We start from the raw sequence: 24,935 nt of genomic DNA on the forward strand, positions 1-24,935 counted from the left end.
AAACAGTAGAAGGAGGAAAAAGAGTATGAAAAAGAAAACAGCAGGACTGGCAGCAATTATCTGCGCCGCAGGGTTACTATCTGTATCTCAGGCAGATATGGTATTGGCAGATGGAGGATTTTCCTATGAGGATGTAGCAAATCGGGAGTTCCTGTTTTGCAGTGGGGCCGGTGCGTGGTCAACAGTTCTGACAATCCATGAGGATGGAACTTTTGAGGGGTATTATCATGACACGGATATAGGATTCACAGAAGAGGGAAATCCAAATGGAACACGATATGTCTGTAATTTTTCCGGACAGCTTACAGAGCCTGTTCCGGTAAATGAGTATACTTATTCAGCTCAGCTTCAGACTATCCAGTGTGAACAGGAACCGGGGACAGAGGAAATTATTGACGGGATGAAATATATTTACCGTACTCCTTATGGACTGGATAATGCGGAAAACATTCTGTTTTATACAGAAGGAGCGCCAATTTCGGAGCTTCCCGAGGAATACCGAAGCTGGGTTGGATATTTTGATCTGACAAATCTTAAGGAAACAGAATTGCCATTTATCGGACTTTATAATGAGGCTGGTCAGCAGGGATTTTCCAGTACAGTAAAAGAAGACTCTGCTCCTGCGACAGGAGAGAACTCAGGTATTGATGCGGAACTGGCAGAAATAGAAGCAAAGGCAACAGAGATCCAGGGCAGTCTGGGCAACGCTATGACTCAGGAAGATATGAATGCCTTATCAGGCGAGCTTTATAGACTCTGGGATGATGAGCTGAATTCCATATGGGGAAGATTAAAAACCACTCTTCCTGCAGATACAATGGAGCAGCTGACAGATGAAGAGGTTGCATGGATTGGAGAAAAAGAGGCTTCTATGGCAGCGGCGGGCAGTGAGTTCCAAGGCGGCAGTATGCAGCCTATGCAGGAAAATTTAAAAGGGGCTGAGCTGACAAAAGCCAGGGTTTATGTACTGGCAGAATATCTGAGATAAAAATTCTGCTTATATGGCAGTGAGAAGGAGACATTTCATAATTGAGATGTCTCCTTTTTTAGTGCCAATAGAAAAGTTGTTGACAACTTACAGTTAGTTGTGGTATACATATTTAAGTTAGATGAAACTTACTAAATAAAAATGAAGAACAGCCGGGATAACTGTAAAAGAATGAAGCGTGGAGAGCAGTCGTTTTTTATAAGAAAACAGCTACGTCATATACAGGAAAGCGGCAGAAAGGTATGGTATATGAAGAAATCAATAAAAATATTCTGGATAATAGCAGGATTTTTGTGTCTGGGTTTTGGAACCCTGGGAGTTTTACTTCCTGTTCTGCCAACTGTGCCTTTTTATATGGCAACTGTTTTCTGTTTTGCAAAAAGCTCCAGGAAACTTCATGACTGGTTTATCGGAACTGCTTTGTATAAAAAGCATCTGGACAGCTTTGTCAGAGAAAGAGCTATGACGATGAGGACAAAGCTTCGGATCGTAGGTATGGTTTCCGGGGTTATGGCAATTGGTTTTCTTATGATGCGGGATGTACCGGCAGGAAGAATCTGTCTGGTTGTGGTGTGGGTATTTCATATTTTTTATTTTTTTGCAAGAATCAGAACAATTCCATCAGGGATAGAGCAGCAGGAGTAAAAAAACCACAGGCAATAGAAGACTGACTGATAAAGAATTTCATTATGAAAAAGGAGAAAGGTACACGGAATGATCGACACAAGACTTACAGGGCTTTTGTCCCATGCAAAAAAATATATTATATACAATATACTCTGGCAGTGGATTTCACTTCTTGCTCAGATCGGAGCTGTTTTTTCTATTGCAGGACTTCTGGGACAGGCGGCAGTTCTTTTACAAAGTAAAAAAGAAGTATTTTTAATACAGGGTCAGACTGAAAAAGGGCTCCATATGGGGCAAACACTTCTCATATTGATGATTTGTGTGGCAGTACGTTTTGTCTGTGAAAGACTGGCAGCCCGGGCATCCTGTCAGGCCAGCGTGGATGTGAAACAGATTCTCCGTAAAAAAATTTACCGGAAAATGCTGAAACTGGGAGCCTCCTATCATGAGCAGGTATCTACCTCAGAGGTGATGCAGGTGTGTACAGAGGGAGTGGAACAGCTTGAGATTTATTTCGGCAAGTATCTGCCTCAGCTTTTTTACAGCCTTCTGGCGCCTCTGACATTGTTTTTTGTGCTGATACACGTGAGCCTTCGGGCAAGTGTGATACTTCTCATCTGCGTGCCTTTAATTCCGGTTTCTATTATTGCAGTACAAAAGCTTGCAAAAAGACTTTTGAACCGATACTGGAGTATTTATACAGGACTTGGAGATTCATTTCTGGAAAACCTTCAGGGATTGACTACGCTTAAAATTTATCAGGCAGATGAAATGAAAGCCAGGGAAATGGATGAGGAAGCTCAGAAATTCCGCAGGATCACCATGAAAGTGCTGACTATGCAGTTAAATTCTACAAGTGTGATGGATATCGTGGCATACGGAGGCGCTGCGGCGGGAATGATCGTGGCAGCATCTGAATTTCTGGCAGGGAGATTAAATTTTGCCGGAGCGCTGACAATTATTCTCCTGGCATCTGAATTTTTTATTCCGCTGAGACTTCTGGGATCCTTTTTTCATATTGCTATGAACGGAATGGCCGCAAGTGACAAAATTTTTGCCATTCTGGATATTCCGGAAACAAAAGTCGACAGTCGGAATTCAGGAGATAACATCCAAGTTCAGAAAAAGAACAGAAACATTCGATTAAAGGAAGAATGCTCAGATGTTTCAGAAGTGGCAAACAATGAAAAGCCAGGAAAAATCACAGCTGGAGATATGAACATACAGTTTCGGGACGTACATTTTTCTTATGAAAAGGACAGGGAAATTCTGACAGGTGTTGATCTTGATATGCCTGCAGGATCTTTTATATCTCTTGTAGGAGAATCCGGATGTGGAAAAAGCACCATTGCAGGTATTCTGGCGGGGAGAAACAGGGGATTTACCGGCTCTGTTACTATAGCTGGAAAAGGTCTGGAAGAGATTTCTGAAGAGGTTCTGATGAAAAATGTAACGCTGATCCGTCATAACAGCTACCTTTTTAAGGGAACAGTAGAGGAAAATCTCCGTATGGCAAAACCGGATGCTGCGGAACCGGAAATGCTGGAAGTTCTTTCCAGAGTAAATCTTCTGGGATTCCTGGAGGGACAGAAGGGAATTAAAACAGAACTTCTGGAGCATGCAGAAAATTTTTCCGGGGGACAGCGTCAGAGACTGGCGCTTGCCAGAGCGCTGCTCCATGATTCGCCGGTGTATATTTTTGATGAGGCAACCAGCAATATTGACGCAGAAAGTGAAGAACTTATCATGCAAGTGATACGCCAGCTTTCACAGACAAAAACAGTTCTTCTGATCTCTCACAGACTTGCCAATGTAGTAGGTTCAGACTGTATTTATATGATGAAAGACGGCAGGATAAGTGAAAAGGGAAGTCATGAGAAGCTGCTGACTCTTGATGGAATTTATGCAAAGCTTTATAAAAGTCAGATGGAACTTGAAAATTACAGCAATCCGAATTGCTCCCTTTTGCAGAAAGGCAGGTTATAGAAATGAGCAGGAATACGGATTACGGCAGAGTAGAAAAAACAGTCTTGCCGGACAGACGAAGAGGCGCGCTGAAGATTATGGGAAGTCTGATCGGACTGGTAAAACCTCTGATCCACATTATGATTCTGGCAGTTCTTCTGGGAACTGCAGGTTATTTGTGTGCGATTTTTCTCACAATACTGGCAGGTCAGACACTTCTTCATGGTCTGGAACCAGTGTCCGGAACAGTGCATTCGGGGTTTTTTATGGGAATGACAGCGAAGAACCTTTTTATTCTGATAATCGTTCTGGCTGTTGCCCGTGGGATCCTTCATTATGCGGAGCAATATTGCAATCATTTTATTGCATTTAAGCTTCTTGCAATCATCCGCCATAAGGTTTTTGCGGCATTGCGGAAGCTTTGTCCGGCAAAGCTTGAAGGACGCGATAAGGGAAACCTGATTTCTATTATTACCACAGACATTGAACTTCTGGAGGTTTTTTATGCCCATACGATTTCGCCGGTAGCGATTGCAGTTTTGACCTCTCTAATCATGGTGATTTTTATAGGAAGTTATCATGTGGGAGCGGGGATCTTTGCGCTGTGCGCTTACTTGATCGTTGGTGTATTCGTTCCCCTGTGGAACGGACACAGAGGTGGAAGTGTCGGAATGAAGTTCCGTACAAAATTCGGTGAGCTGAACAGCTTTGTGCTGGATTCTCTCAGGGGGCTGGACGAAACCATACAGTATGGACAGGGAAAAAAACGTGAAGATCAGATGGAAGAAAAATCTGCTGATCTTACGGAGATGCAGAAAAAATTAAGCCGTATGGAAGGCGGACAGAGATCAGTCACAAATCTGGCGATTCTTCTGGCATCCTTCGGAATGTTGTTTTTTACTTTATATCTTTACGGAAAACAGGCGGTAGGATTTGACGGGGTGATTATCTGCACAATAGCTATGATGGGATCTTTTGGTCCGGTGGTAGCGCTTTCAAATCTGTCTAATAATCTGAACCAGACTCTGGCAAGTGGTGAAAGAGTGCTGTCTGTTCTGGAGGAACAGCCACGGGTAGAAGAAATTTATGAGGAACAGAAGGATATCCGGATGTCCGGGAAAAATTCTTCCGGAGAGGACTCTGTACAAAAGAGATTTTCCGGGGCTGAAGCATCTCATGTAACCTTTTCCTATGAGGAAGAAGAGATTCTCAGAGATTATTCCGTTAAAATTCCAGCCGGCAAAATCGTGGGAATACATGGAACCAGCGGAAGCGGAAAATCTACACTTTTGAAGCTTTTGATGAGGTTTTGGGATACAGATTCCGGAGAAATTTCCGTAAACGGAGAAAATGTGCGCAGGATCCCCACGCACTGTCTGAGGGACACAGAAAGTTATGTGACTCAGGAAACACATTTATTCCATGATTCCATAGCAAATAATATTGCAGTGGGAAAACCAGGCGCTTCCAGACAGGAGATTACAGAGGCTGCAAAAAAAGCAGCGGTTCATGATTTTATTATGAGTCTGCCAAAAGGTTATGATACAGAGATCGGAGAACTGGGAGATACTCTTTCAGGAGGAGAAAAGCAGAGGATAGGAATTGCCAGAGCGTTTCTCCATGATGCTCCTTTTATTCTTCTGGACGAGCCGACTTCAAACCTGGATTCTCTGAATGAAGGGATTATTCTGAAATCGCTTCGTGAGGCATCGGATGAAAAGACAGTTGTTCTCGTTTCTCACCGAAAATCTACCATGAACGTGGCAGATGTGGTGTATGAAATGGAGAATGGGAGAGTTTCGTAATGGAGAATGAAAGAATTTGATAATAGAGAATGGGAGAGCTTCGTAGAAGATAAAAGTACGAAAATTTTTTACGGTTAGGTGATATTATCACAGACAGGCTATTTCCAAAAGAGTATGATACAGGCATAAACGACAGGGAGGTAGCCTATATGAGGTTAAAAGATAAAGTAGCGATTATCACAGGTGGAAGCAGAGGAATCGGATATGCCACAGCAGATGCTTTTTTGAGAGAGGGAGCCACAGTTATTCTGGCGGCAAGCTCTCAGGAGTCAGCAGATAAAGCAGTGGAAAGCCTGAAGGAAAAATATCCGGACAGGACTGTGGCAGGAATCAGTCCTAATCTCAGCAGTCTGGAAAGTGTGAGAAATGAATTCAGAGAAGCGACTGCAAAGTATGGATGCGTAGATATTCTTGTGAATAATGCAGGGGTATCAGAGAGTACACCTTTTGTGGAGTATACAGAAGAAGCTTTTGACAGAGTAATGGATCTGAATGTAAAAGGAGTATTCAATGCAACAAGGGCGGCTTCAGAGTGTATGGTTGCAAGAGGAAGCGGAGTGATTTTAAGTACGTCTTCTATGGTTAGTCTTTACGGACAGCCCAGTGGGATTGCCTATCCGGCTTCTAAATTTGCAGTAAACGGGCTGACGGTTTCACTGGCAAGGGAACTTGGTCCAAAAGGGATCCGCGTCAATGCAGTGGCTCCGGGAATTACGGAAACAGACATGATGAAAGCTGTGCCAAAAAGCGTGATCGAGCCGATGATCGCACAGATTCCGCTGCGCAGGCTGGGACAGCCGGAAGACATTGCCAATGCATTTGTATTTCTTGCGTCAGATGAGGCGTCTTATATTACAGGCGTGGTGTTAAGTGTAGACGGAATGGCAAGAACCTGAACAGGACAGTTTCTTGCCTATACGGTATTGTTTCCGGCGCAGCGGCTTCTTTTTTCTTGTCAGAACCCTTGATTTTATGGTAAGATATGCATGATTTACGCACAATAAAAAACAGGAGGTACTGACAATTGTTTTCAGGAATTGTTGAGGTGTATGGAAAAGTAATAGGTAGATTAAGCAACTGGATGTACAGCTATATCCTTATTATCCTGCTTGTAGGCGCGGGAATTTATTTTACCATCAAAACAAAAGGAATTCAGTTCAGAGCGCTGAAAGAAGCCATTAAGGTGGTTATGGAGCCAAAAGATGATGAAAAATCAATTTCTTCTTTCCAGGCGCTGATGGTTTCCACTGCATCCAGAGTGGGAACCGGAAATATTGCGGGAATTTCCACAGCTCTCTGTATCGGCGGAGCAGGAGCCATGTTCTGGATGTGGCTGATCGCTCTTCTGGGAAGCGCATCTGCGTTTATTGAGAGTACGCTGGCGCAGATTTATAAAAGAAAAGCGGCAGACGGAAGTTCTTACGGAGGTCCGGCATACTATATTCAGGCTGTACTGAAAAAAAGATGGCTGGGAGTTTTGTTTGCGGCAGTCCTTATTGTAACTTATATGGGCGGCTTCAACATGGTTGCAGCTTTTAATATTTCAGATTCTTTCCGCAGATATGATTTTTATCAGCCTGGGACAACACCCCTTGTGATAGGTATGATCCTTGCAGTTGTTTTCGGGATCTGTATTTTTGGCGGAAGCAAACGCATTTCCAAAATCACAGAGGTTCTGGTTCCGTTAATGGGAATCTTTTACATAGGAGTTTCTCTGTTTATTGTGATCACACATCTGAATCTCCTTCCAGGAGTGATCGCATCTATTTTTAAAGGCGCTTTTGATATTTCTGCTATTTTTGGCGGATTTGCAGGTTCCGCAATTATGCAGGGAATTAAAAGGGGACTTTTTTCAAACGAGGCCGGTGTGGGTTCTGCTCCTAATGCCGCAGCTTCAGCCGGCGTGTCTCATCCTGTAAAACAGGGGCTTGTTCAGATGCTTTCTGTTTATATTGATACAATTGTGATCTGCAGTGCAACAGGATTTATGCTTCTGTGTTCCGGTGTGATACCGGAAGAAGGAATCGCCGGAATGCCTTATGTACAGGAGGCTGTGGCAGGCTCACTGGGAAGCGCTGGTTCTGTATTTATTACAGTGGCTCTGTTTTTATTTGCATTTACTACACTGATCGGAAATTTTTATTATGCAGAAATGGGACTTCGCTACATCTGTGACAAAACACCGAAAAAACTGATCATGAATATCTTCCGTATCGCAGCGGCTCTTATTGTATGTCTGGGAGCAACGATGGATTTCAGCGTGGTGTGGGACACAGCGGATGTACTTATGGGGCTGATGGCTCTTATTAATCTTCCTGTTATCGTGCTTCTTGCAAAACCGGCCATTCGTTGTATGCAGGATTACTTCAAGCAGAAAAAAGCCGGAAAGAATCCTGTATTTAAAGCGAAGGATATTAATCTGGAAACAAAGACAGACTTCTGGAATTAATATTTTTAAGCGCAGAATTTTATTGGTGGGAATAAGGCTGCCAATAGATGAATGTTGAATTTGGGTATAATGGAATCTGGAATATGCGGGTGCAAAAGAACTTCTACCTGTATATCCATATAAAGAAAACATAAAAAATCCGGGGATTTTCAAGCGTTTTCAGGCGTTTGAGAGCCCCGGATTGTACTTTATGGGAAACATGTGTTAAATAATTGACAGAGCTGCAAAAGCAGTATAGACTGACAGTGTGGACAGGAAATGTTCGCATCAAATAATTAATGAAACAGTTCTGACAGCTGTACAAAAAAGCTTCAGGACATGAGACCTATATTTACAAGAAAGAGGTGCTGATCACATGAGAGAATTTTCACAGTGGGAAGGATTTAAAGGAAATCGCTGGAAAGAGAAAATTGACGTACGTAACTTTATTAAAATGAACTATACACCATATGACGGTGATTCTTCATTCCTGGCAGAGCCGACAGAGGCAACAAACAAACTCTGGGACAAGCTTCAGGAGCTTCAGAAGGCAGAACGTGCCAACGGCGGTGTTCTGGATATGGAGACAGAGGTTGTAACATCTCTTACTGCATATGGCCCGGGATATATTGATGAAGATCTGAAAAATCTGGAAACAGTTGTTGGTCTTCAGACTGACAAACCGCTGAAACGTGCATTTATGCCATACGGCGGTATCAAAATGGCAGAAAAAGCATGTGAAACTTACGGATATGAAGTAAGCGACAAGATCAAAGACATTTTTAACAACTACGAATTCAAAACACATAACCAGGGTGTATTTGACATCTATACACCGGAGATGAAAGTAGCTCGTCACAATAAGATCCTTACAGGTCTTCCGGATACTTACGGCCGTGGACGTATCGTAGGCGATTACAGACGTGTGGCTCTTTACGGTATCGACGCTCTGATCGAAGAAAAACAGAAAGACTTTGCAGCAAGCGACCGTCAGGGTATGAGACGTTATGACTTCCAGCTTCGTGAGGAGATCGCTGACCAGATCCGCGCTCTTCAGGGAATGAAAGCTATGGCTCAGATCTATGGTTTTGATATTTCTCAGCCGGCTAAGAATGCAAGAGAAGCATTCCAGTGGCTGTACTTCGGATATCTTGCAGCTATCAAGACTCAGAACGGCGCAGCAATGAGCGTTGGACGTATCTCTACTTTCCTTGATATTTATATTGAGAGAGATCTTCAGAATGGTACAATTACAGAGTCAGAGGCTCAGGAGCTTGTTGACCATATGGTTATGAAATTCCGTATGGTAAAATTTGCTCGTATTCCTTCTTACAACCAGCTCTTCTCCGGTGACCCGGTATGGGCAACTCTGGAAGTAGCAGGTATGGGAATCGACGGACGCCATATGGTAACAAAGAGTGACTTCCGTTTCCTTCATACACTTGAGGATATGGGACCGGCTCCGGAACCGAACCTTACTGTTCTTTATTCTTCAAGACTGCCTGAGAACTTTAAGAAATATGCTGCAAATATTTCTGTTACAACAAGTTCTATCCAGTACGAGAATGATGATGTAATGCGTCCGGTATGGGGAGATGACTACAGCATCTGCTGCTGTGTATCTGCTACAGAAACAGGTAAAGAGATCCAGTTCTTCGGAGCTCGTGCAAACCTTGCAAAATGCCTTCTTTACGCGATCAACGGTGGTGTTGACGAGAAGACAAAACAGCAGGTAGGACCTCAGTATCAGCCGATCACTTCTGAGTATCTTGACTATGACGAGGTAGTTCAGAAATATGATCAGATGATGGACTGGCTGGCTCATCTGTATGTTGGAACCCTGAACATGATCCACTACATGCATGACAAATACTACTACGAAGCTGCAGAGATGGCTCTGATCGATACAAAGGTTGACCGTTCCTTTGCAACCGGTATCGCAGGTTTCTCTCATGTAGTAGATTCCCTGTCTGCGATCAAATATGCAAAAGTAAAAGCAATTCGTGATGAAGACGGAATTACAACAGACTTTATTGTTGAGGGAGACTTCCCACGTTATGGTAATGATGATGACAGAGCAGACGAGATTGCAACAAATCTTCTGTCTACTTTCCTCGGAAAGCTGAAACACATCCATACATACCGTGATTCCAAACCTACCACATCCATTCTTACCATTACATCTAATGTTGTTTATGGTAAAGCTACAGGATCTCTTCCGGATGGAAGAAAAGCAGGCGAGCCTCTGGCACCTGGTGCTAACCCGTCTTACGGCGCAGAGCAGAACGGACTTCTTGCTTCCCTGAACTCTGTTGCAAAACTTGACTATGAGGATGCTCTTGACGGTATTTCCAATACTCAGACTATCAATCCGGATGCTCTGGGACACAGTGATGAGGAGCGTACAGACAACCTCGTTCATGTACTTGACGGATACTTTGATCAGGGCGCTCATCACCTGAACGTAAACGTATTTGGAAAAGAGAAACTGATCGACGCTATGGAACATCCGGAAAAAGAGGAGTATGCAAACTTCACAATCCGTGTTTCCGGTTATGCAGTTAAATTTATCGACCTTACAAGAGAGCAGCAGATGGACGTTATTGCCAGAACCTGCCACGCAGAAATGTAAGAATGGATAAAAAAGAGATCAAAGGATATGTTCACTCACTGGAAAGCTTCGGGTCTGTTGACGGCCCGGGCGTCCGGTTTGTGATTTTCTTAAGCGGCTGCGGTATGCGCTGTCAGTTCTGCCATAATCCGGATACCTGGAAAATGGGAGAAGGACAGACATACACACCGTCAGAACTTTTGAAAAAAGCACTTCGGTATAAAAATTACTGGGGTGAAAAGGGCGGGATCACAGTTAGCGGAGGGGAACCTCTTCTGCAGATTGACTTCCTGACAGAATTTTTCCGTCTGGCAAAAGAAGCCGGCGTGCATACCACACTGGATACCAGCGCCAACCCTTATACAGAAAAAGAGCCTTTTTATTCCAAATGGCAGGAGCTGATGAAGTACACAGATCTTGTTCTTCTGGATATCAAACAGATTGATGAACAGGAGCATGTGAAGCTTACCGGCTGTACTAACACAAATATCCTTGCCATGGCAGAAAAGCTTTCAGAGATGAACAAGCCTGTATGGATCCGCCATGTGCTTGTGCCTGGTGGAAGCGATAACGACATATATCTCCACAGACTGGCTGATTTTATTAAAACTCTTAAAAATGTGGAGAGAGTGGAGGTTCTTCCTTATCATACGCTGGGAACCTTTAAGTGGGAAAAGCTGGGAATTCCTTATCCGCTGGAAGGTGTGAAGCCTCCCACAGAGGAACGGATCAAAAATGCCAGAGAGATTCTGGGCGCGAACTAACTGCCTGAAAATTCTTTCATAATTGAAAATATAAGCATGAGAACTGCTGTAAGAAACCTGTAGTTCCGGCATAATCTGTCGGACGAGGTAAGCTTGCAGCAGTTTTTGTTTATTTATGGAAGAGATGAAAATTGCTGCCCGTATAGTGTTCTGATCAGGCTCCTGTAAATGGAACCGTTAAGAAAATTTTTGCTTGGCAGTGCTGCACACGTCTGCTAAAATGAAAGAAACGAACCTGTAAAGATAAAATGTTCTGAATGTAATAAAAGAGAACAAACGAAAATCCTTCGGACCTGTGTGGACAGAACCGGGGGATTTTGTATACAAACTATAAAAACAGCATTACTGACAGTAAGGATTTATGATTACAAAGAACCAGGAGGACGCATGAAATTTTTTCATTTATCAGACTTACATATTGGGTTAAAGCTAATGAACCGGGATCTGAGGGAGGATCAGGAATATATTTTCCGGCAGATTGTGGATATGGTAAAGGCACAGAAACCGGACGCTCTGGTGATCGCAGGTGATATTTATGACAAAGCGGTTCCGTCTGCGGAGGCAGTACAGGTATTTGATTCTTTTATGGGACAGCTGACTGAGGCAGCGCCGGAAATGACGGTTATGGCGATCAGCGGAAACCATGACAGTGGTCCAAGAGTGGACTGTTTCCGAAGCGTGCTTTCCAGACAGAAAGTGCATATGATTGGACTTCCGCCACAGCGTGAGGGAGAATATATTGAGAAGGTCGTACTGCAGGATACCTATGGTAAAGTAAACTTTTATCTTCTTCCTTTTGTGAAGCCGTCTATGGTAAAAATGATTGCAGGAACAGATAAAAACGGCAATAATCTTTCTTATGATGAAACAGTTCACAAGCTGATCGAAAGAGAAGATATAAATAAAAAAGAGAGAAACATTCTGGTAAGCCATCAGTTTTATCTTTCTGTGGGAAAAGCTGCGGATGATGTGGAAAGAATGGACTCGGAGATACGGACTGTGGGGAATATTGACCAGATTTCCGCAGATATTCTGGAACAGTTTGATTATGCGGCGCTGGGGCATATCCATAAGCCCATGAAAGTGGGAAAGGAAGTTTTTCGCTACTGTGGAACGCCTCTGGCCTGCTCTGTAAGCGAGGCGGCACAGCAGAAGGGGATTCTTATGGTGGAAATAAAAGAGAAAGAAAAAGCGCCGGAAATTACGGTTCTTCCTCTTATGCCTTTACGTCAGGTTCGGGTGATAAAAGGAAGTCTGGAAGAGGTTCTGGAACAGAAATGCCAGGATTATGTGACGGTAATTCTTACAGATAAGGCAGATCTTGATGTTATTGATATGCAGGACAGACTGAGACTTGCTTTTCCGTATCTTCTGGAAATCCGCCGGGAAAATCAGAGAAAAGCAGACTACAGCAGAAAAAACAAAGCCCGGGAATTGCTGGATCCTTTTGAACTGTGCTGCGGATTTCTGAAGGATATGGATGAGGAAGAAAAAGATATTCTCAGAGACGTACTGAACACGGTACAGGAGGTGAAATAGAATGAGACCGCAGAAACTTACCATGCAGGCATTTGGATCTTACGGGCAGAAAACCGTTATAGATTTTACCAGGACAGATCAGAATCTTTTTTTGATCACAGGCGATACGGGAGCCGGAAAAACTACGATTTTTGATGCGATCGTTTTTGCTCTGTACGGGGAAGCCAGCTCTGTATCAAATAAAAAAGAGGGCGTTGTTCTGCAGAGTCAGTATGCAGCGCTGGATCTTGAACCATATGTGGAGCTGGAATTTACAGACGGGCAGGCGCAGGATATTTATACAGTACATCGTGTGCCCAGACACCTGAAAAAACTCACCAGAGGAGCCGCAAAGGGTGTTGGGACCAGAGAGATTACAGGTTCTGTGAGTCTGATCATGCCAGATGGCACGGAATATCCTCAGAAGGAATCCAATGGAAAAATCCAGGAGATCATCGGACTTACCAAAAATCAGTTTATGCAGATAGCCATGATCGCACAGGGAGAGTTTATGGAACTTCTCCGGGCAAAATCTGACGATAAGAAAAAAATATTCCGCAGGCTTTTTAATACAGAAATGTATGAGAATATTGCTGTGGAACTGAAAAAGAGAAAGAAGGCAAAGGAAAAGGACATTGAAAGTATTAAAATGCAGTGTCAGAGTCAGGCAGCCGGAGTAAAGCTTCTGTCAGACAGAATGGAAAAACAGGGCCAGGAAGAATTATGGCAGGAGACAGCTGTTCTGGAAGAGAGCCTGGATAGGCTGAAAAAGCAGATTACAGCCGGGGAGATTGTTGTAATAGGAGAATTTCTGGAAACACTGTTCCAGTATTGCAGGATTCTGGAAGAGAACCTGGAAACAGCAGAAAAACGCTACAGTGAAGCGGCGAAAGTCAGGGATAAAAAAAGAGATGAATATACGGAAGCCCAACATCTTCAGCAGCTATTCTCTCAGCTGGAGGATGCGGAAAAGAAACTTGCTCAATGCGGAGAACTGGCTTCTGAAATGGAGAAAAAAGAACGGCTGGCAGAGCAGATTCAGGCGGCCTGGGACGTAAAAGTATCCAGCGACCAGCTGGAAGAAAAAAGGCAGAAAGCAGAAAAAACAGAGACTGCTTTAAGAGAACTGAACAGTCAGTTGCCGGAGCTTCTGAAAATACAACAGGAGGCAGAGAAAGAAGAAAAAGAAGCGGAGAAGGAGCGGGATCAGGCTCAGGAAGAGTTCAATCGTATAGATGAAAAGGCGAAAAATGCTCTGAAATTATTCCGGCAAATAAGGGATTGTCAACAAAAAGCAGAGAAGCTTGCCAGCGAACTTCAATATATTCAAAAGCAAAATAAAAAAGCAAAGGATGATTTCGCATCTGTAGAAAATCAGGAAAAAGAATACCGGGAGCAGGAGAAAACTCTTTTTGATGCAGGAGAAAAGCTTGCCGTATGTCAGTCCAAAATGGACGAGGTTGGAATGATGATAGAGGATCTCAAAGGGCTGTCAGGTATGTATCAGGAAATAAAAAAATATAATGCGGCTGCAGAAAATCTGCAACAGGAATATAAGGATGTCAGTGACAGATATGAGAAAAAGAACCAGGAATACGAAAATCTGAGACGTGCTTTTCTGGATGCTCAGGCAGGGTTTCTGGCTAAAGAGCTGAAGCCCGGGAAACCGTGTCCTGTATGTGGATCAACAGAGCATCCAAGCCCTTGTATTCCGAAAGCAGAGCATAAAGAACTTTCCCAGGATAAGATAGAACAGATTGGACAGGACGCAGATCTTCTTCGTAAAGAGCAGGAAAAACTTTCCGGAGAGGTGAAGTCAAATATTAACCTGAGAGATGCCAGAGATCGGGATTTCAAAGAAAATTTTGTGAAATTACAGGATAAAATGCGCAGGAATATCCCGGATCTTCCGGAAGATTTTTCTCCCGGACAGGCGCAGGATTTGATAAAACAATGGAAGAAGAAGATTCAGGAAGAAGGACTTATATATCAGAAACAATCGCAGACATTAGCAGAAGTCCGGGAAAAATTAGAGGAACTGGAAAAACGTAAGCCTTCTTTAAAAGCAGATATGGAGAGCTTTCAGGAGAAGGAAAAAAATAAACAGGCGGAGCTGGAAGGAGCCAGATCAGAGCTTTCCGGATATTCATCTTCTGCCGATTTTTCTTCTGAAGATGAGGCAAAAAATGCCCGGAATATAGCGCAAAACAAAAAGAATCAGAAAGAAAATGCTTTGAAAAAATCCAGAGAGAAAGCTGAGCAGGTAAGACAGAAAAGTATAGAAACAGAAGCTCTTATCCGCAAATATGATGCGGAGCTGCCCGGGCAAAAAGAAGAAAAAAACAGGCAGAAAAGGGTTTATGAAAGTCTTTTGCAGGAGAAAAATCTTACAGAGGAACAATGGAAATATCTTACTGACACCTATGAAAAGGATGCTGCTGAAGCGTTCAGAAAAGAGGTAAATACATTCCGTAACAACAGGACGGCAGCAGAAAGCAGCGCACAGTCAATGAGAACTGCAATAGGAGAAAGGCCGCGTCCTGTGCTGGAAGAAATATGCAGTCAGGCAGAGGAAGCAGAGAAAAACCTTGAAGATCTGGGGCGTATCAGGGACGGGTTAAAGTCTGTATATCAGGAGGATCAGTCGGTTTATGATGCTCTCGCTCCAAAGTATACGGACAGGAAACGTCTGGTGGAGGAACATGCAAAGCTTGATAATCTCTACAGCCTGGTTTCGGGCAATGTCAGCGGTTCCAGAATGGATCTGGAAACTTATGTGCAGCGCTATTATCTGGAAAGAATCCTGGATGCAGCCAATCGCAGATTTCAGGATATGTCCGCAGGTCAGTTTGAGCTTCGTATGTGCGATCTGGAAAAGGCGGGAGAGGGCAAAAACAGAGGGCTCGATCTAATGGTATATTCCACAGTTACCGGAAAAGAGAGGGAGATCCGGACACTTTCCGGAGGGGAATCCTTTATGGCTGCTCTTTCTCTTGCCCTTGGAATGGCAGATGAGATTCAGGAAAGTTCTGCGGCGGTCAGCCTGGATATTATGTTTATAGACGAGGGATTTGGCTCTCTGGATGAACATTCCAGGAATCAGGCTGTAAAGGTATTACTGGAAATGGCAGAAGGCTCGAAGCTGATCGGAATTATTTCTCATGTGACAGAACTGAAGCAGGAGATAGAGGATCAGTTGATCGTAACCAAAGATGAGGTCGGAAGTCATGTAAGATGGCAGCTCAGCTGACATAAATTAAGGGCGAAGATACGCAACAGCAATATCTTCGCCCTTTGTCTGTGAGCGGATCAATTATTTTATGCTCTGATCAGCTTTTTGACACCCGGTATTTTAGATGCAGCAAAGCAGCTTGCGAAGGACAGAATCGTTACAACCACATAACAGATTAATATATACTGGAGAGGCGCTTTTGTATATCCAAAAATTTTGCGGAAAACAGTCAGGAAAAGAGGATGAACGATATAGACGCCAAAACTCAATTTGGATAATACTTCTATAATATTTTTTAATCGGCTGTCCGGTGTCCATTTTTTTCCACAATTCAATGCAATAAACACAGCTACTGAATACAGCAAAATAAGAAGATTCATATTGGAATAGCCATTAGAATAATCCTTTGTTATTTGAACATATAAAACAGTGATCAGCAAGGAAAAAAATCCCATGCAATAAAAGCTCCATTTCTTCTTGATTTTAATATTCGTAAGATACCATCCGATAATATAATAGGTAATAAAACCGCCGAAAAAATCTAAACGGAATTTTTCTATGAATTTTACGAAATAAATCACATCGTTCCACAATAATGACAAAGCGTTTAGTATGGGCTGCGAAAACTGTGTTAAGACAGAAACGGCAAAAAATAACAAAATTAAATTTTTATTCTTTTTGCTTATAAACTCTCTGAGAAACGGCGTTATCAGATACAGACCGATGATCATATAGAGATACCACATATGATAATGTCCCAGAAGCATTGAAGAAACGATACGCTTAAAACTCAGGGATTTGCCTTTCGATAATGGAAACACTATATTATAAATACAGGAATATAGTACGGACCAAAAGATCAAAAGGAAAGCAATATTTTTTATATTCTTTAAAAACAAACTTTTTATGCTGATATTACGGTTTTCGTCAAGCATTAATGCTCCTGAAATCATAACAAAAAGAGGAACGCCTATTCGTGATATACTGTCAAAAATATTTCCCCAAAAAAATTCCGGTGTTGCGATATTATACGAAGTTACAAACTTTACATTTGTATGTATCATTACCACTGCCAACACTGCGATTATCCGTGTAATATCTAAAGATATATTTCTTTCTTTGTTCATCTTAACCTCTCCAATTTTGATAATGATTGATGGGAATTTTTAAAATTGTCCAAAATATAAGGGATTCTCTCTCCTTTTGGTGTAGAATCAGGTAACTGAAAAAATCTGCTGAAAAAGAAAGAGGATTCCTTATAATCAATTTTACATCAAAAACTTACCAGATGAAACGGGGAATTTTGCTTTTTTAATGAAATCCGCCTGAACTTTGCAATGTGTTTTGACAAGGCCGATGTAAACGGAGCGTTCTGTAACCATAAGATAAATGCGGGAAATGATTGTCATACAAAACTGATAATGATATGATGGAAGCGTAAAAATGAGATAAACGATAAACAGAGAGGATAAAATATTGATATCAAAGACAATGCGCGCAATTTTGCATGCGCTATCTTACAGCAATGTTGAAGTAGATGCAGCCAGACGGCTGGCAGACCTTAAAAAGCTGGATGCCATGAGGATATTTGTAAAAAAACTGGACACAAAGGTATATAATGGAGAATATGAGGTTCCTGTGCGTGTTTATTTTCCTTCAGAGGATGCCATGACAATGGAGGCGTCAGAGAGAAATTCCTGCCCTATTCTGTTGTTTTTTCACGGGGGCGGATGGGTGACTGACAGCGTGGAAAATTATGACCGTGTATGTTCCCGGATGGCGCAGGACACGAAACATATTGTGATTTCTGTAGAATACAGACTGGCTCCGGAATACCGTTTTCCCACAGGTCTGGAGGACTGCTATGCGGCAGCCAGAGAGCTGTATACCAATCCTGATCTGAACATAGATCCGGACAAAATTACGATCATGGGGGACAGCGCAGGCGGAAATCTGGCGGCAGCGGTGTGCCTTATGGCAAGGGACAGAGAAGAGTTTATGCCAAAGCGGCAGATACTTATCTATCCGGCTCTGGGTAACTGCTATACAGAGCAGTCCCCCTATGAGTCGGTTCATACCAACGGAACAGATTATCTGCTGACTTCTGAGAGAATGGAAAATTATCTGAAGCTTTATGAGAGCAGTCCGGAGGATCGTGAAAATCCATATTTCTCACCTTTGAAGGAAAAAGATTTAAGCGATATGCCGGATACGCTGATTCTGACAGCGGAGTTTGACCCTTTAAGAGATGAAGGGGAAGAATATGGAAAAAGGCTGGAGCAGGCAGGAAACTATGTGGAGATACACAGAATTTCCAATGCGCTTCATGGATATTTTGCGCTGGGGATCCGTTTTTTTCATGTGCAGGAAAGCTTCCGGCATATGAATGAGTTTCTGAAAAAAAGAGAGGTCTGATTTTTGCCCATTTCCATAAAAGATTGTTTTATGTTTGAACAGAAAAATCTGTGGATAGTGGGGAAAAGTCTGCTCAAATCCTTTCTTGCCTGTTGATTAAGGCTATGATATATTTGAACTATTATAGGAGAGAAGGCAGAAAATGTGAAATCAGGATATTCAAACTGGCGAAAGCTGGATAATGCGGCTCTGGCATTTCCACCCGCAACAGACAAGAATGATACCAGAGTTTTCCGGATGTACTGTGAGCTGAAAGAAACAGTAGATCCGCAGATCCTGCAGACGGCTCTGGACCAGACTATGGAAAAATATCCCCTGTTTCAGGTGGTGCTGAGAAAGGGACTTTTCTGGTTTTATCTGGAGAGAAGAGATATCAGAGCTGTTGCAAAGGAGGAAATAAAGCCTCCGTGCAGCCGGCTTTATATTCCGGATAAAAAGTCACTTTTGTTTGAGGTTTCTTATTATGAAAACCGTATTAATTTTGAGGTTTATCATGCGCTTACTGACGGTACCGGAGCCAGGAATTTTCTTCAGGAGCTGGTACAGAATTATCTGAAGCTGCGGCATCCGGAAACACAGTTTCCGGAACAGAAAATGGAACAGAGAACTACTTTCCGGGATCATGAGGAGGACAGCTTTTCCCAGTATTATTCCTCGGAAACTCCGAAAAATAAAGAGAAGAAGCCACGGGCAGTAAGGCTGAAGGGAGAAATGCTGGGGCATGACGATATGCAGATTCTGGAGGTTTCCATTCCTGTAAAGGAAATCCTGGAGAAAGCGCGCTCTTACGGCGCTTCTATTACTGCGTATCTGTCAGCGATCTTTATCTGTTCCATTCATGAGGAGATTCCCAGAAACCGTCAGAAGCGTCCTGTTACTTTGATGGTTCCGGTAAATCTGAGGAACTTTTTTCCTTCGGAATCCATGGCAAACTTTTTCGGATGGATCGAAGTAGGATATACATTTACAGAAACAACCACCTTCCGGGATGTGCTGGAGGAAGTAAAAAAACAGTTTGAAACAGAGCTTGTAAAAGAAAAGATCGCCATGCATATGAACGGATATGTGCGGCTGGAAAAGAATCCGGTGATCCGTGCAGTCCCCCTGGAAGTAAAAAAATATTTCCTTATGGTAGGCGCGGCTCTGGGAAGCAGAAGGATCACGACTGTATATTCCAATATAGGGGTGGTTCGTTTTCCCGAGGAATATGAACCGTATATTGAACGCTTTGGATTTTTTACCTGTACGGAGGCGCTGCAGCTTTGTTCCTGCTCTTACGGAGATGAGCTGCTTCTGGGATTTACCTCAAAAATTCCCGGAGAAAGTATTCAGAGGAATTTTCTTGAATATCTGAAAAAGGATGAAATTTCATTTACAGAAGAGAGAAATGATTTTCCGGGATGCGGGGAAGAGCAGAAAAAAGAGGGCAGAAAGGCATACCAGACGTTTACGTTTCTTTGCCTGGCGGCAGCAGTGCTGTGCGGAATGATCAATTACATGACCGCCCAGACCCTGAACTGGTTCTGGTTTGCGGCGGCAGGAAGCTTTTGTGCGTGGCTGGTGGTGTCTGTGGGATACACCAAACGGAGAAATATACTGAAAAATGCAATGTGGCAGCTTCTGATCATAACGGCTATTGCTGTTTTTTGGGATATATTTACAGGCTGGCACAGGTGGTCGGTAAACTTTGTGCTTCCCTTTGGGGCAATGGCAGTGCTTGGTTCTATTCCTGTAATCGCCAAGGTAAACCATCTGGAACCGGAAGAATACCTGTTTTATCTTGTTCAGGCAGGAATAGCAGGATGCATTCCCATCATTCTGTTATGGACAGGATTGGTGACGTTTCCTTATCCGTCTGTGATCTGCTCCGGGATCAGTTTTCTGGTGCTGGCAGGACTATTTATTTTTCAGCAGAAAAAAACCATTGGAGAATTCCACAAAAAATTAAGAATGTAAATTTACAGCAAATAACATAAAAGGCTGCTGTAAGCTTTGAAACCGCAGGGAATAAAGACCTGACAGTCAAAGCTTCGGCAGCCTTTTATTGTTGGGAAATATTGTTGGGAAATCCTCTTTTGTTATCTGGATTTCGGCATAGGCTATCTGTCGTTTAGTACATGTTTTTTATCTCTTATGTATACTGTATTTACAATTTCAGGTATAATGATTATATTAAAAACAGCAGGAGAGAGAGGCAGAAATGTACAGAATTGCGGTTTGTGATGATGACAAAAATATTCAGGAGCAGGTCAGAAAACTGATCCTGGAATGGAATCCTCAGGTAGAGGTAAGTGTGTTTTCGTCCGGCAGAGATCTGCTGGAAAACTATCAGTCTTATGATGCGGTTTTTCTGGATATTGACATGCAGGGAATGAATGGCATAGAAACAGGAAAATCCATCCGTTCTGTAGATACAGAGGTTAAAATCGTTTATCTGACAGCATACCGGGATTATGTAGCAGGAGCCTTTGGAGTTCATGCATTTCAGTATCTTCTGAAACCAGTCAACAGTCAGGAGATCATAAATGTTCTGGAAGAAATATTCCGATATATGAAAACTTCGGACAAAAAGATCATCCTTGATTTTCGCACGGTGGACGGGATTATCTGTCTCCCTGTAGAGTCTATTTATTTTTTTGAGTACGAAAACAGAAAGATACGAATTGTGACAGACAAAGAAGAATATTACATGGTGGAACGCATTGGAAATGTGGCAAAGCGTATGCAGGATTTTGGATTTTCCATGCCTCATCAGAGCTTTTCTGTGAATATGCTCCATGTGAAAAATGTAAAAGGACAGCATATTTATCTGGATAATGGAATGGAAATCCCACTTTCCCAGAAGAAACAGAAAACATGGAAGCAGGAGCTGACCGCCTGGCTGTCGGCGCGGCTGGAATCAAGGGAAGGATGATGGAAATGAATTATGTTTTATATTATTTTTTTCAGACCATCGAACTGCTCATCCATACAGGAAGCTTCATCTAGTTTCTGTATTCCATGCCCAGAGAGATAGAGTCGAAATTATGGGTAAGATACTGTGCCTGGGGAATTTTTGTGGTACTTACCTTTTTGCTCCCCACATTATGGTGGAATGACATCATTACAATGTCCGTGCTTACGGCATATTACATTGTAATCTGCTGGAGTTTTTATCACAGAAGCAGAACCTGGGTTTTGTATTCTCTGATCTACGGAATGGCAAATTACGGAGCGCAGGTGATCGGTATTTACTTTACTGTATATATCAGTAAAAAGTTCGACTTTGACCAGGATATGCTCTCTTATTATACGCTTGTGATGGCTAAAATGATCTGCCTGTTTTCCGTGACTTATCTTATGCGCCGGATTGTTCAGAAACGTATGGTAAAAGATCATAGGGAGCTGCATATCAGAGGAATGGTCCTTGTTCCGCTGTTCAGTATGATCCTTGTATATCTATACTGTGTTTCTGGGGAGAGCTTTTTTCTGGAGCATGGATTCTGGGGAGTTATTCTCTGTATGATCCTTTTGCTGGCTATAAATATTTACTGTCTTTATGTGTGGTACGATCTGGCAGAAAACAGAGAACTGAAGCATAAGCTGGAACTGATGAAACAGCAGAATGAACTGACTCATCAGTATTATGAGGATATGGAAAATAATTATAATCATTCCAGAAGGATCATTCATGATATCAGGAATCATCTGAATATGCTGGAACAGTCGGCAAAGACGGATGTTACTGGTTATTTTGAGGACGTTCACGGAATGTTGAATTCTCTGGGTCTGAAATTTTATTCAGACAACAGAATGCTGAACATGATCCTGAATGATAAATTAAAAAAACTGGAACCGGGACAGGCAGAATGTAATATGGGCGGTGTCAGTCTGGATTTCCTGACCGATATGGATGTGACAACAATTTTTGCAAATCTTCTGGATAATGCCATAGAGGCAGGCGAAAATAAAAAGAATTTCTGGATAAAAATAAGAGGAGAACAGATACAGGATTTTACAATAGTAAAAATATGGAACCCTTTTTCCGGGAGCTATGCCCCGGGACGTTCCATAAAACAGGGACATGAAGGAATTGGCCTGGAAAATGTGCGTCATACAGTAGAAAAGTATCACGGCGCACTGAATATAGACACAAAGGACGGGATTTTTTCCGTGACAGCAGTATTTCCGGGAGAATAAGGAGGAGAATTATGAAATTTACGCAGACCGAGAAAAAACAGCTTATGATCTATGTGATCATAGCATATGGGATCACCTATGCGCTGGGACTTTTGATGTGGTATGGATACGGAAAAGGAATTGATCTCAGCGCCTTTCCTAATGCGCAGATGCTGTATCCGGCAGCCGGTGTAATGATGGCATATTTAATTACCAGAAAGGATGACAAAAAGCTCCCAAAAGCTTTTTACATATTCTTTGTGGTGCTGACAGCAGTGATGATTTTCTGTGCGGCAGCTTCTGTTCTTTTTCCTGTAAATATAGACATTATGGGAGCTCCGTTTTCACAGTGGATGCTGCTTCTGCAGTATGCCATGATGGGCGGCAGCATTGTTTTCTGGATCCTTCTTCTGGCATCCGGTAAAGAGAAGCGCAGAGCTTACGGACTGAACAGCAATCAGTGGAATACATCTGTTCTTATGATCCTGCTGTTTATTGGATTGTACCTTCTCAGATTTGTGATTGCCAGTGCGCTGGGCGGCCAGCTTTCTGAATTTGGAAAAATAATGGTAAATCCTAATACCTGGATTATGTTTTTTACGGTTCTGATAAACTTTTTTACGGTAGTCGTGGCATTTTTCGGGGAGGAATACGGATGGAGATATTATCTTCAGCCTCTTTTTCAGAAGCGTTTCGGACTGAAAGGTGGCGTGATCCTTCTGGGTTGTGTATGGGCTGTATGGCATCTGCCAATTGACTTTTTCTACTATACCACGCCGGATATGGGACTGGCGGCTCTGGTAAGTCAGTTTATTACCTGTATCACCCTGGGCCTTTTTATGGCATATGCATACATGAAAACACAGAATATCTGGGTTCCGGTGATCATTCATTTCCTGAATAACAATATGGCCGTGGTTTTTTCCGGAACATATTCTGCGGATGTACTTCAAAACCAGCAGATCCACTGGGGAGAGATACCGGTTGCCCTTGTGCTGAATTTACTAATCTTCGGATGGGTGATCTTTTTGAAGCCGTTTAAGGAAAATAATAATTTACAGTAATAGATGAGGGTATAAGGCTTTGATTTTGATGAATTTTCAGAGAGTTATGTGATATTTATTGCTCGAGATGATATGCTGGGATATAAACTTCATGCCTATTATGTTGAGAGAAAAAGTTAAAGAGTGCTTGGATGAAATATATGTAATTTAAAATATATAGATAGTATATATGAAAATAAAAATACAGGAGAGTCAGACGATGATGTAGGCATTCCTGTATTTTTGTTTCATGCCTGTTTTGTCTCCTGCCCGGCAAAACCCTGTTGTGTGTTTGGAGAATATGAAGTAGATAGAAGAAATGAGAAGGATATATAGCGGGCAAAATGCCATCACTGGAAGTGATTTGGAATGCATTTTTTCTTTAATTCCTCCATATACAGTTCAGCTATATATGCCGGTCCATTGCACCACAGCTTTGTTTTTTCATCATATAGTGCTTTTCCTGTTTTGGAACATAAAAAATCTGTCAATACCTCTTTTCTGTCCCGGCATGTCTCTTCTGCGACTTCTTCTGTCACCATAGTGATAAGAAGGTCAATTGTATAATTTATTTTTTCCTTTGGAATTGTTACTTCAGCCATATCTTTTCACCTTTCACAAATTTCAGACACTTAATAGCGGATTCTGTTTTGAAGCAATATTGATCTTTTAGTTTATTTGGCATCAACTGTCTGATGCAGAAATCGTCTGCTTCCTTATCACCTGCAGTCCCAAAAACTCCGGCAAGATAAGCGGTAAGAGTAGCGTTTGTTGCATCATCCGCAATTTTTCCTGCAATGATATCATATTTTCCCATTTCACGTTCAACATCAATAAACATTTTTTTCTTTCGGTGAGCGGCAATGCAATGTAACCAGTCCACATCTGCATTTTCAAAAATATGCGTTTCAAGTTTCCCGGAAAGTTTTAATTCAAAAGTTGAAATATATCCATAATTCTGACCTTCTTCAATTTTTCTGGTTGCGATTGCTTTTGCTATTGAAGTTCTCAGAAAACTTTCTGCCTGCTCCTTTGAGGTAGTTAAATAGAATCCCTGACCAAAATCTTTTCTCTTTGCACATTTAGCAAGATCTGGTTCTTTTACTTCACAATAACTTCCATGGTAGAGAACAAATCCATCTTTTAAGTCAAGCACTAATCTCTATCCCCTTTCCCTCCAGAAACTCCGTAATATCTTCAAGCACAGCTTCATCACCTTCGCAATGAAAAATCCCATAACATTTTTCTATATATTCAAGAACACCAGCTTCTTTAAACAGGTGGATAATCTGCTCAACAGGTAAATGCCACTCTTCTGAAGCAAGCCGGATTAATCTTGTCTGCATAAAAGTAATCTCTGTTTTCTCACTCATTATGAATC

The 24,935-nt window shown here is 42.3% G+C and carries 19 protein-coding genes; 15 read left to right on the plus strand and 4 right to left on the minus strand.

Going from position 1 to position 24,935, the window contains the following annotated elements:
- Positions 1-25 precede the first annotated feature (25 nt).
- From LU279_RS02085 to LU279_RS02130, 10 genes are all read left to right on the plus strand, one after another.
- Entirely contained in the window at positions 26-988 is a 963-nt protein-coding gene (locus LU279_RS02085) for a lysozyme inhibitor LprI family protein (RefSeq protein WP_274420579.1), read from the plus strand.
- Between the two features lie 249 nt (positions 989-1,237).
- A complete protein-coding gene (locus LU279_RS02090) occupies positions 1,238-1,633 on the plus strand; it encodes a YbaN family protein (RefSeq protein ID WP_274420581.1) in 396 nt (131 codons plus the stop codon).
- Positions 1,634-1,702: 69 nt separating this feature from the next.
- Positions 1,703-3,601, plus strand: a complete 1,899-nt coding sequence (locus tag LU279_RS02095) for an ABC transporter ATP-binding protein/permease (RefSeq protein WP_274420583.1) — start codon at positions 1,703-1,705, stop codon at positions 3,599-3,601.
- Between the two features lie 2 nt (positions 3,602-3,603).
- Positions 3,604-5,385 (plus strand): amino acid ABC transporter ATP-binding/permease protein, encoded by a 1,782-nt coding sequence (locus LU279_RS02100; RefSeq protein WP_274420585.1) that lies wholly within the window; start codon positions 3,604-3,606, stop codon positions 5,383-5,385.
- Between the two features lie 149 nt (positions 5,386-5,534).
- Positions 5,535-6,281: an SDR family NAD(P)-dependent oxidoreductase gene (locus LU279_RS02105; RefSeq protein ID WP_274420588.1), complete on the plus strand. Its 747-nt coding sequence runs from the start codon at positions 5,535-5,537 to the stop codon at positions 6,279-6,281.
- 149 nt (positions 6,282-6,430) lie between these two features.
- Positions 6,431-7,834 (plus strand): alanine/glycine:cation symporter family protein, encoded by a 1,404-nt coding sequence (locus LU279_RS02110; protein ID WP_274421160.1) that lies wholly within the window; start codon positions 6,431-6,433, stop codon positions 7,832-7,834.
- A 355-nt stretch (positions 7,835-8,189) separates the two neighbouring features.
- Positions 8,190-10,445 (plus strand): formate C-acetyltransferase, encoded by a 2,256-nt coding sequence (gene pflB / locus LU279_RS02115; protein ID WP_274420590.1) that lies wholly within the window; start codon positions 8,190-8,192, stop codon positions 10,443-10,445.
- A gap of 2 nt (positions 10,446-10,447) precedes the next feature.
- On the plus strand, positions 10,448-11,188 hold the full coding sequence (gene pflA, locus LU279_RS02120; protein ID WP_274420592.1) for a pyruvate formate-lyase-activating protein: 741 nt from the start codon (positions 10,448-10,450) through the stop codon (positions 11,186-11,188).
- A 387-nt stretch (positions 11,189-11,575) separates the two neighbouring features.
- Complete coding sequence (locus LU279_RS02125) at positions 11,576-12,727, plus strand: exonuclease SbcCD subunit D (RefSeq protein WP_274420594.1); 1,152 nt, start codon at positions 11,576-11,578, stop codon at positions 12,725-12,727.
- A 1-nt stretch (position 12,728) separates the two neighbouring features.
- A complete protein-coding gene (locus tag LU279_RS02130) occupies positions 12,729-15,956 on the plus strand; it encodes an AAA family ATPase (protein ID WP_274420596.1) in 3,228 nt (1,075 codons plus the stop codon).
- Positions 15,957-16,024: 68 nt separating this feature from the next.
- On the opposite strand, the gene LU279_RS02135 is transcribed toward LU279_RS02130, so the two are convergent.
- Positions 16,025-17,065 carry an acyltransferase gene (locus tag LU279_RS02135; protein ID WP_274420598.1) on the minus strand — a complete coding sequence of 347 codons (1,041 nt, stop codon included), beginning with the start codon at positions 17,063-17,065 and terminating at the stop codon, positions 16,025-16,027.
- Positions 17,066-17,411: 346 nt separating this feature from the next.
- On the opposite strand from LU279_RS02135, the gene LU279_RS02140 reads away from it, so the two are divergent.
- The 5 genes from LU279_RS02140 to LU279_RS02160 all read left to right on the plus strand — a co-directional run bounded on the left by LU279_RS02140 (position 17,412) and on the right by LU279_RS02160 (position 23,575).
- Entirely contained in the window at positions 17,412-18,353 is a 942-nt protein-coding gene (locus tag LU279_RS02140) for an alpha/beta hydrolase (RefSeq protein WP_442870140.1), read from the plus strand.
- Between the two features lie 144 nt (positions 18,354-18,497).
- On the plus strand, positions 18,498-20,309 hold the full coding sequence (locus LU279_RS02145; RefSeq protein ID WP_274420600.1) for a DUF6320 domain-containing protein: 1,812 nt from the start codon (positions 18,498-18,500) through the stop codon (positions 20,307-20,309).
- 244 nt (positions 20,310-20,553) lie between these two features.
- Positions 20,554-21,267, plus strand: a complete 714-nt coding sequence (locus LU279_RS02150; protein WP_274420602.1) for a LytR/AlgR family response regulator transcription factor — start codon at positions 20,554-20,556, stop codon at positions 21,265-21,267.
- A gap of 143 nt (positions 21,268-21,410) precedes the next feature.
- Positions 21,411-22,532, plus strand: a complete 1,122-nt coding sequence (locus tag LU279_RS02155; protein WP_274420605.1) for a sensor histidine kinase — start codon at positions 21,411-21,413, stop codon at positions 22,530-22,532.
- Positions 22,533-22,543: 11 nt separating this feature from the next.
- The gene (locus tag LU279_RS02160; protein WP_274420607.1) at positions 22,544-23,575 is read left to right on the plus strand and encodes a CPBP family intramembrane glutamic endopeptidase; all 1,032 of its coding nucleotides are present in this window, start codon (positions 22,544-22,546) and stop codon (positions 23,573-23,575) included.
- Positions 23,576-23,904: 329 nt separating this feature from the next.
- Here the strand turns inward: LU279_RS02160 and LU279_RS02165 are convergent, their stop codons facing one another.
- Genes LU279_RS02165 through LU279_RS02175 form a run of 3 tightly spaced genes read right to left on the minus strand, consistent with a single transcriptional unit; the run spans position 23,905 to position 24,927 of the window.
- Complete coding sequence (locus tag LU279_RS02165; RefSeq protein WP_274420609.1) at positions 23,905-24,156, minus strand: hypothetical protein; 252 nt, start codon at positions 24,154-24,156, stop codon at positions 23,905-23,907.
- Positions 24,144-24,710 carry a DUF3990 domain-containing protein gene (locus LU279_RS02170; protein ID WP_274420612.1) on the minus strand — a complete coding sequence of 189 codons (567 nt, stop codon included), beginning with the start codon at positions 24,708-24,710 and terminating at the stop codon, positions 24,144-24,146. The genes LU279_RS02165 and LU279_RS02170 overlap by 13 nt, the downstream gene beginning before the upstream one ends.
- The gene (locus tag LU279_RS02175; RefSeq protein WP_274420614.1) at positions 24,703-24,927 is read right to left on the minus strand and encodes a DUF3791 domain-containing protein; all 225 of its coding nucleotides are present in this window, start codon (positions 24,925-24,927) and stop codon (positions 24,703-24,705) included. The genes LU279_RS02170 and LU279_RS02175 overlap by 8 nt, the downstream gene beginning before the upstream one ends.
- Positions 24,928-24,935: the final 8 nt, after the last annotated feature.

Source organism: Blautia sp. XA-2221 (assembly GCF_028767025.1).
In the GTDB taxonomy this organism is placed as follows: Bacteria; Bacillota; Clostridia; order Lachnospirales; family Lachnospiraceae; genus Blautia_A.

Excerpts from the sequence above, each read along its gene's own strand:
- LU279_RS02150 (WP_274420602.1), top strand. The coding sequence starts at position 20,554 with ATGTACAGAATTGCGGTTTGTGATGATGACAAAAATATTCAGGAGCAG.
- LU279_RS02100 (WP_274420585.1), top strand. The coding sequence starts at position 3,604 with ATGAGCAGGAATACGGATTACGGCAGAGTAGAAAAAACAGTCTTGCCG.
- LU279_RS02130 (WP_274420596.1), top strand. The coding sequence starts at position 12,729 with ATGAGACCGCAGAAACTTACCATGCAGGCATTTGGATCTTACGGGCAG.
- pflA (WP_274420592.1), top strand. The coding sequence starts at position 10,448 with ATGGATAAAAAAGAGATCAAAGGATATGTTCACTCACTGGAAAGCTTC.
- LU279_RS02125 (WP_274420594.1), top strand. The coding sequence starts at position 11,576 with ATGAAATTTTTTCATTTATCAGACTTACATATTGGGTTAAAGCTAATG.
- pflB (WP_274420590.1), top strand. The coding sequence starts at position 8,190 with ATGAGAGAATTTTCACAGTGGGAAGGATTTAAAGGAAATCGCTGGAAA.
- LU279_RS02165 (WP_274420609.1), bottom strand. The coding sequence starts at position 24,156 with ATGGCTGAAGTAACAATTCCAAAGGAAAAAATAAATTATACAATTGAC.
- LU279_RS02105 (WP_274420588.1), top strand. The coding sequence starts at position 5,535 with ATGAGGTTAAAAGATAAAGTAGCGATTATCACAGGTGGAAGCAGAGGA.
- LU279_RS02085 (WP_274420579.1), top strand. The coding sequence starts at position 26 with ATGAAAAAGAAAACAGCAGGACTGGCAGCAATTATCTGCGCCGCAGGG.
- LU279_RS02095 (WP_274420583.1), top strand. The coding sequence starts at position 1,703 with ATGATCGACACAAGACTTACAGGGCTTTTGTCCCATGCAAAAAAATAT.
- LU279_RS02135 (WP_274420598.1), bottom strand. The coding sequence starts at position 17,065 with ATGAACAAAGAAAGAAATATATCTTTAGATATTACACGGATAATCGCA.
- LU279_RS02160 (WP_274420607.1), top strand. The coding sequence starts at position 22,544 with ATGAAATTTACGCAGACCGAGAAAAAACAGCTTATGATCTATGTGATC.
- LU279_RS02090 (WP_274420581.1), top strand. The coding sequence starts at position 1,238 with ATGAAGAAATCAATAAAAATATTCTGGATAATAGCAGGATTTTTGTGT.
- LU279_RS02175 (WP_274420614.1), bottom strand. The coding sequence starts at position 24,927 with ATGAGTGAGAAAACAGAGATTACTTTTATGCAGACAAGATTAATCCGG.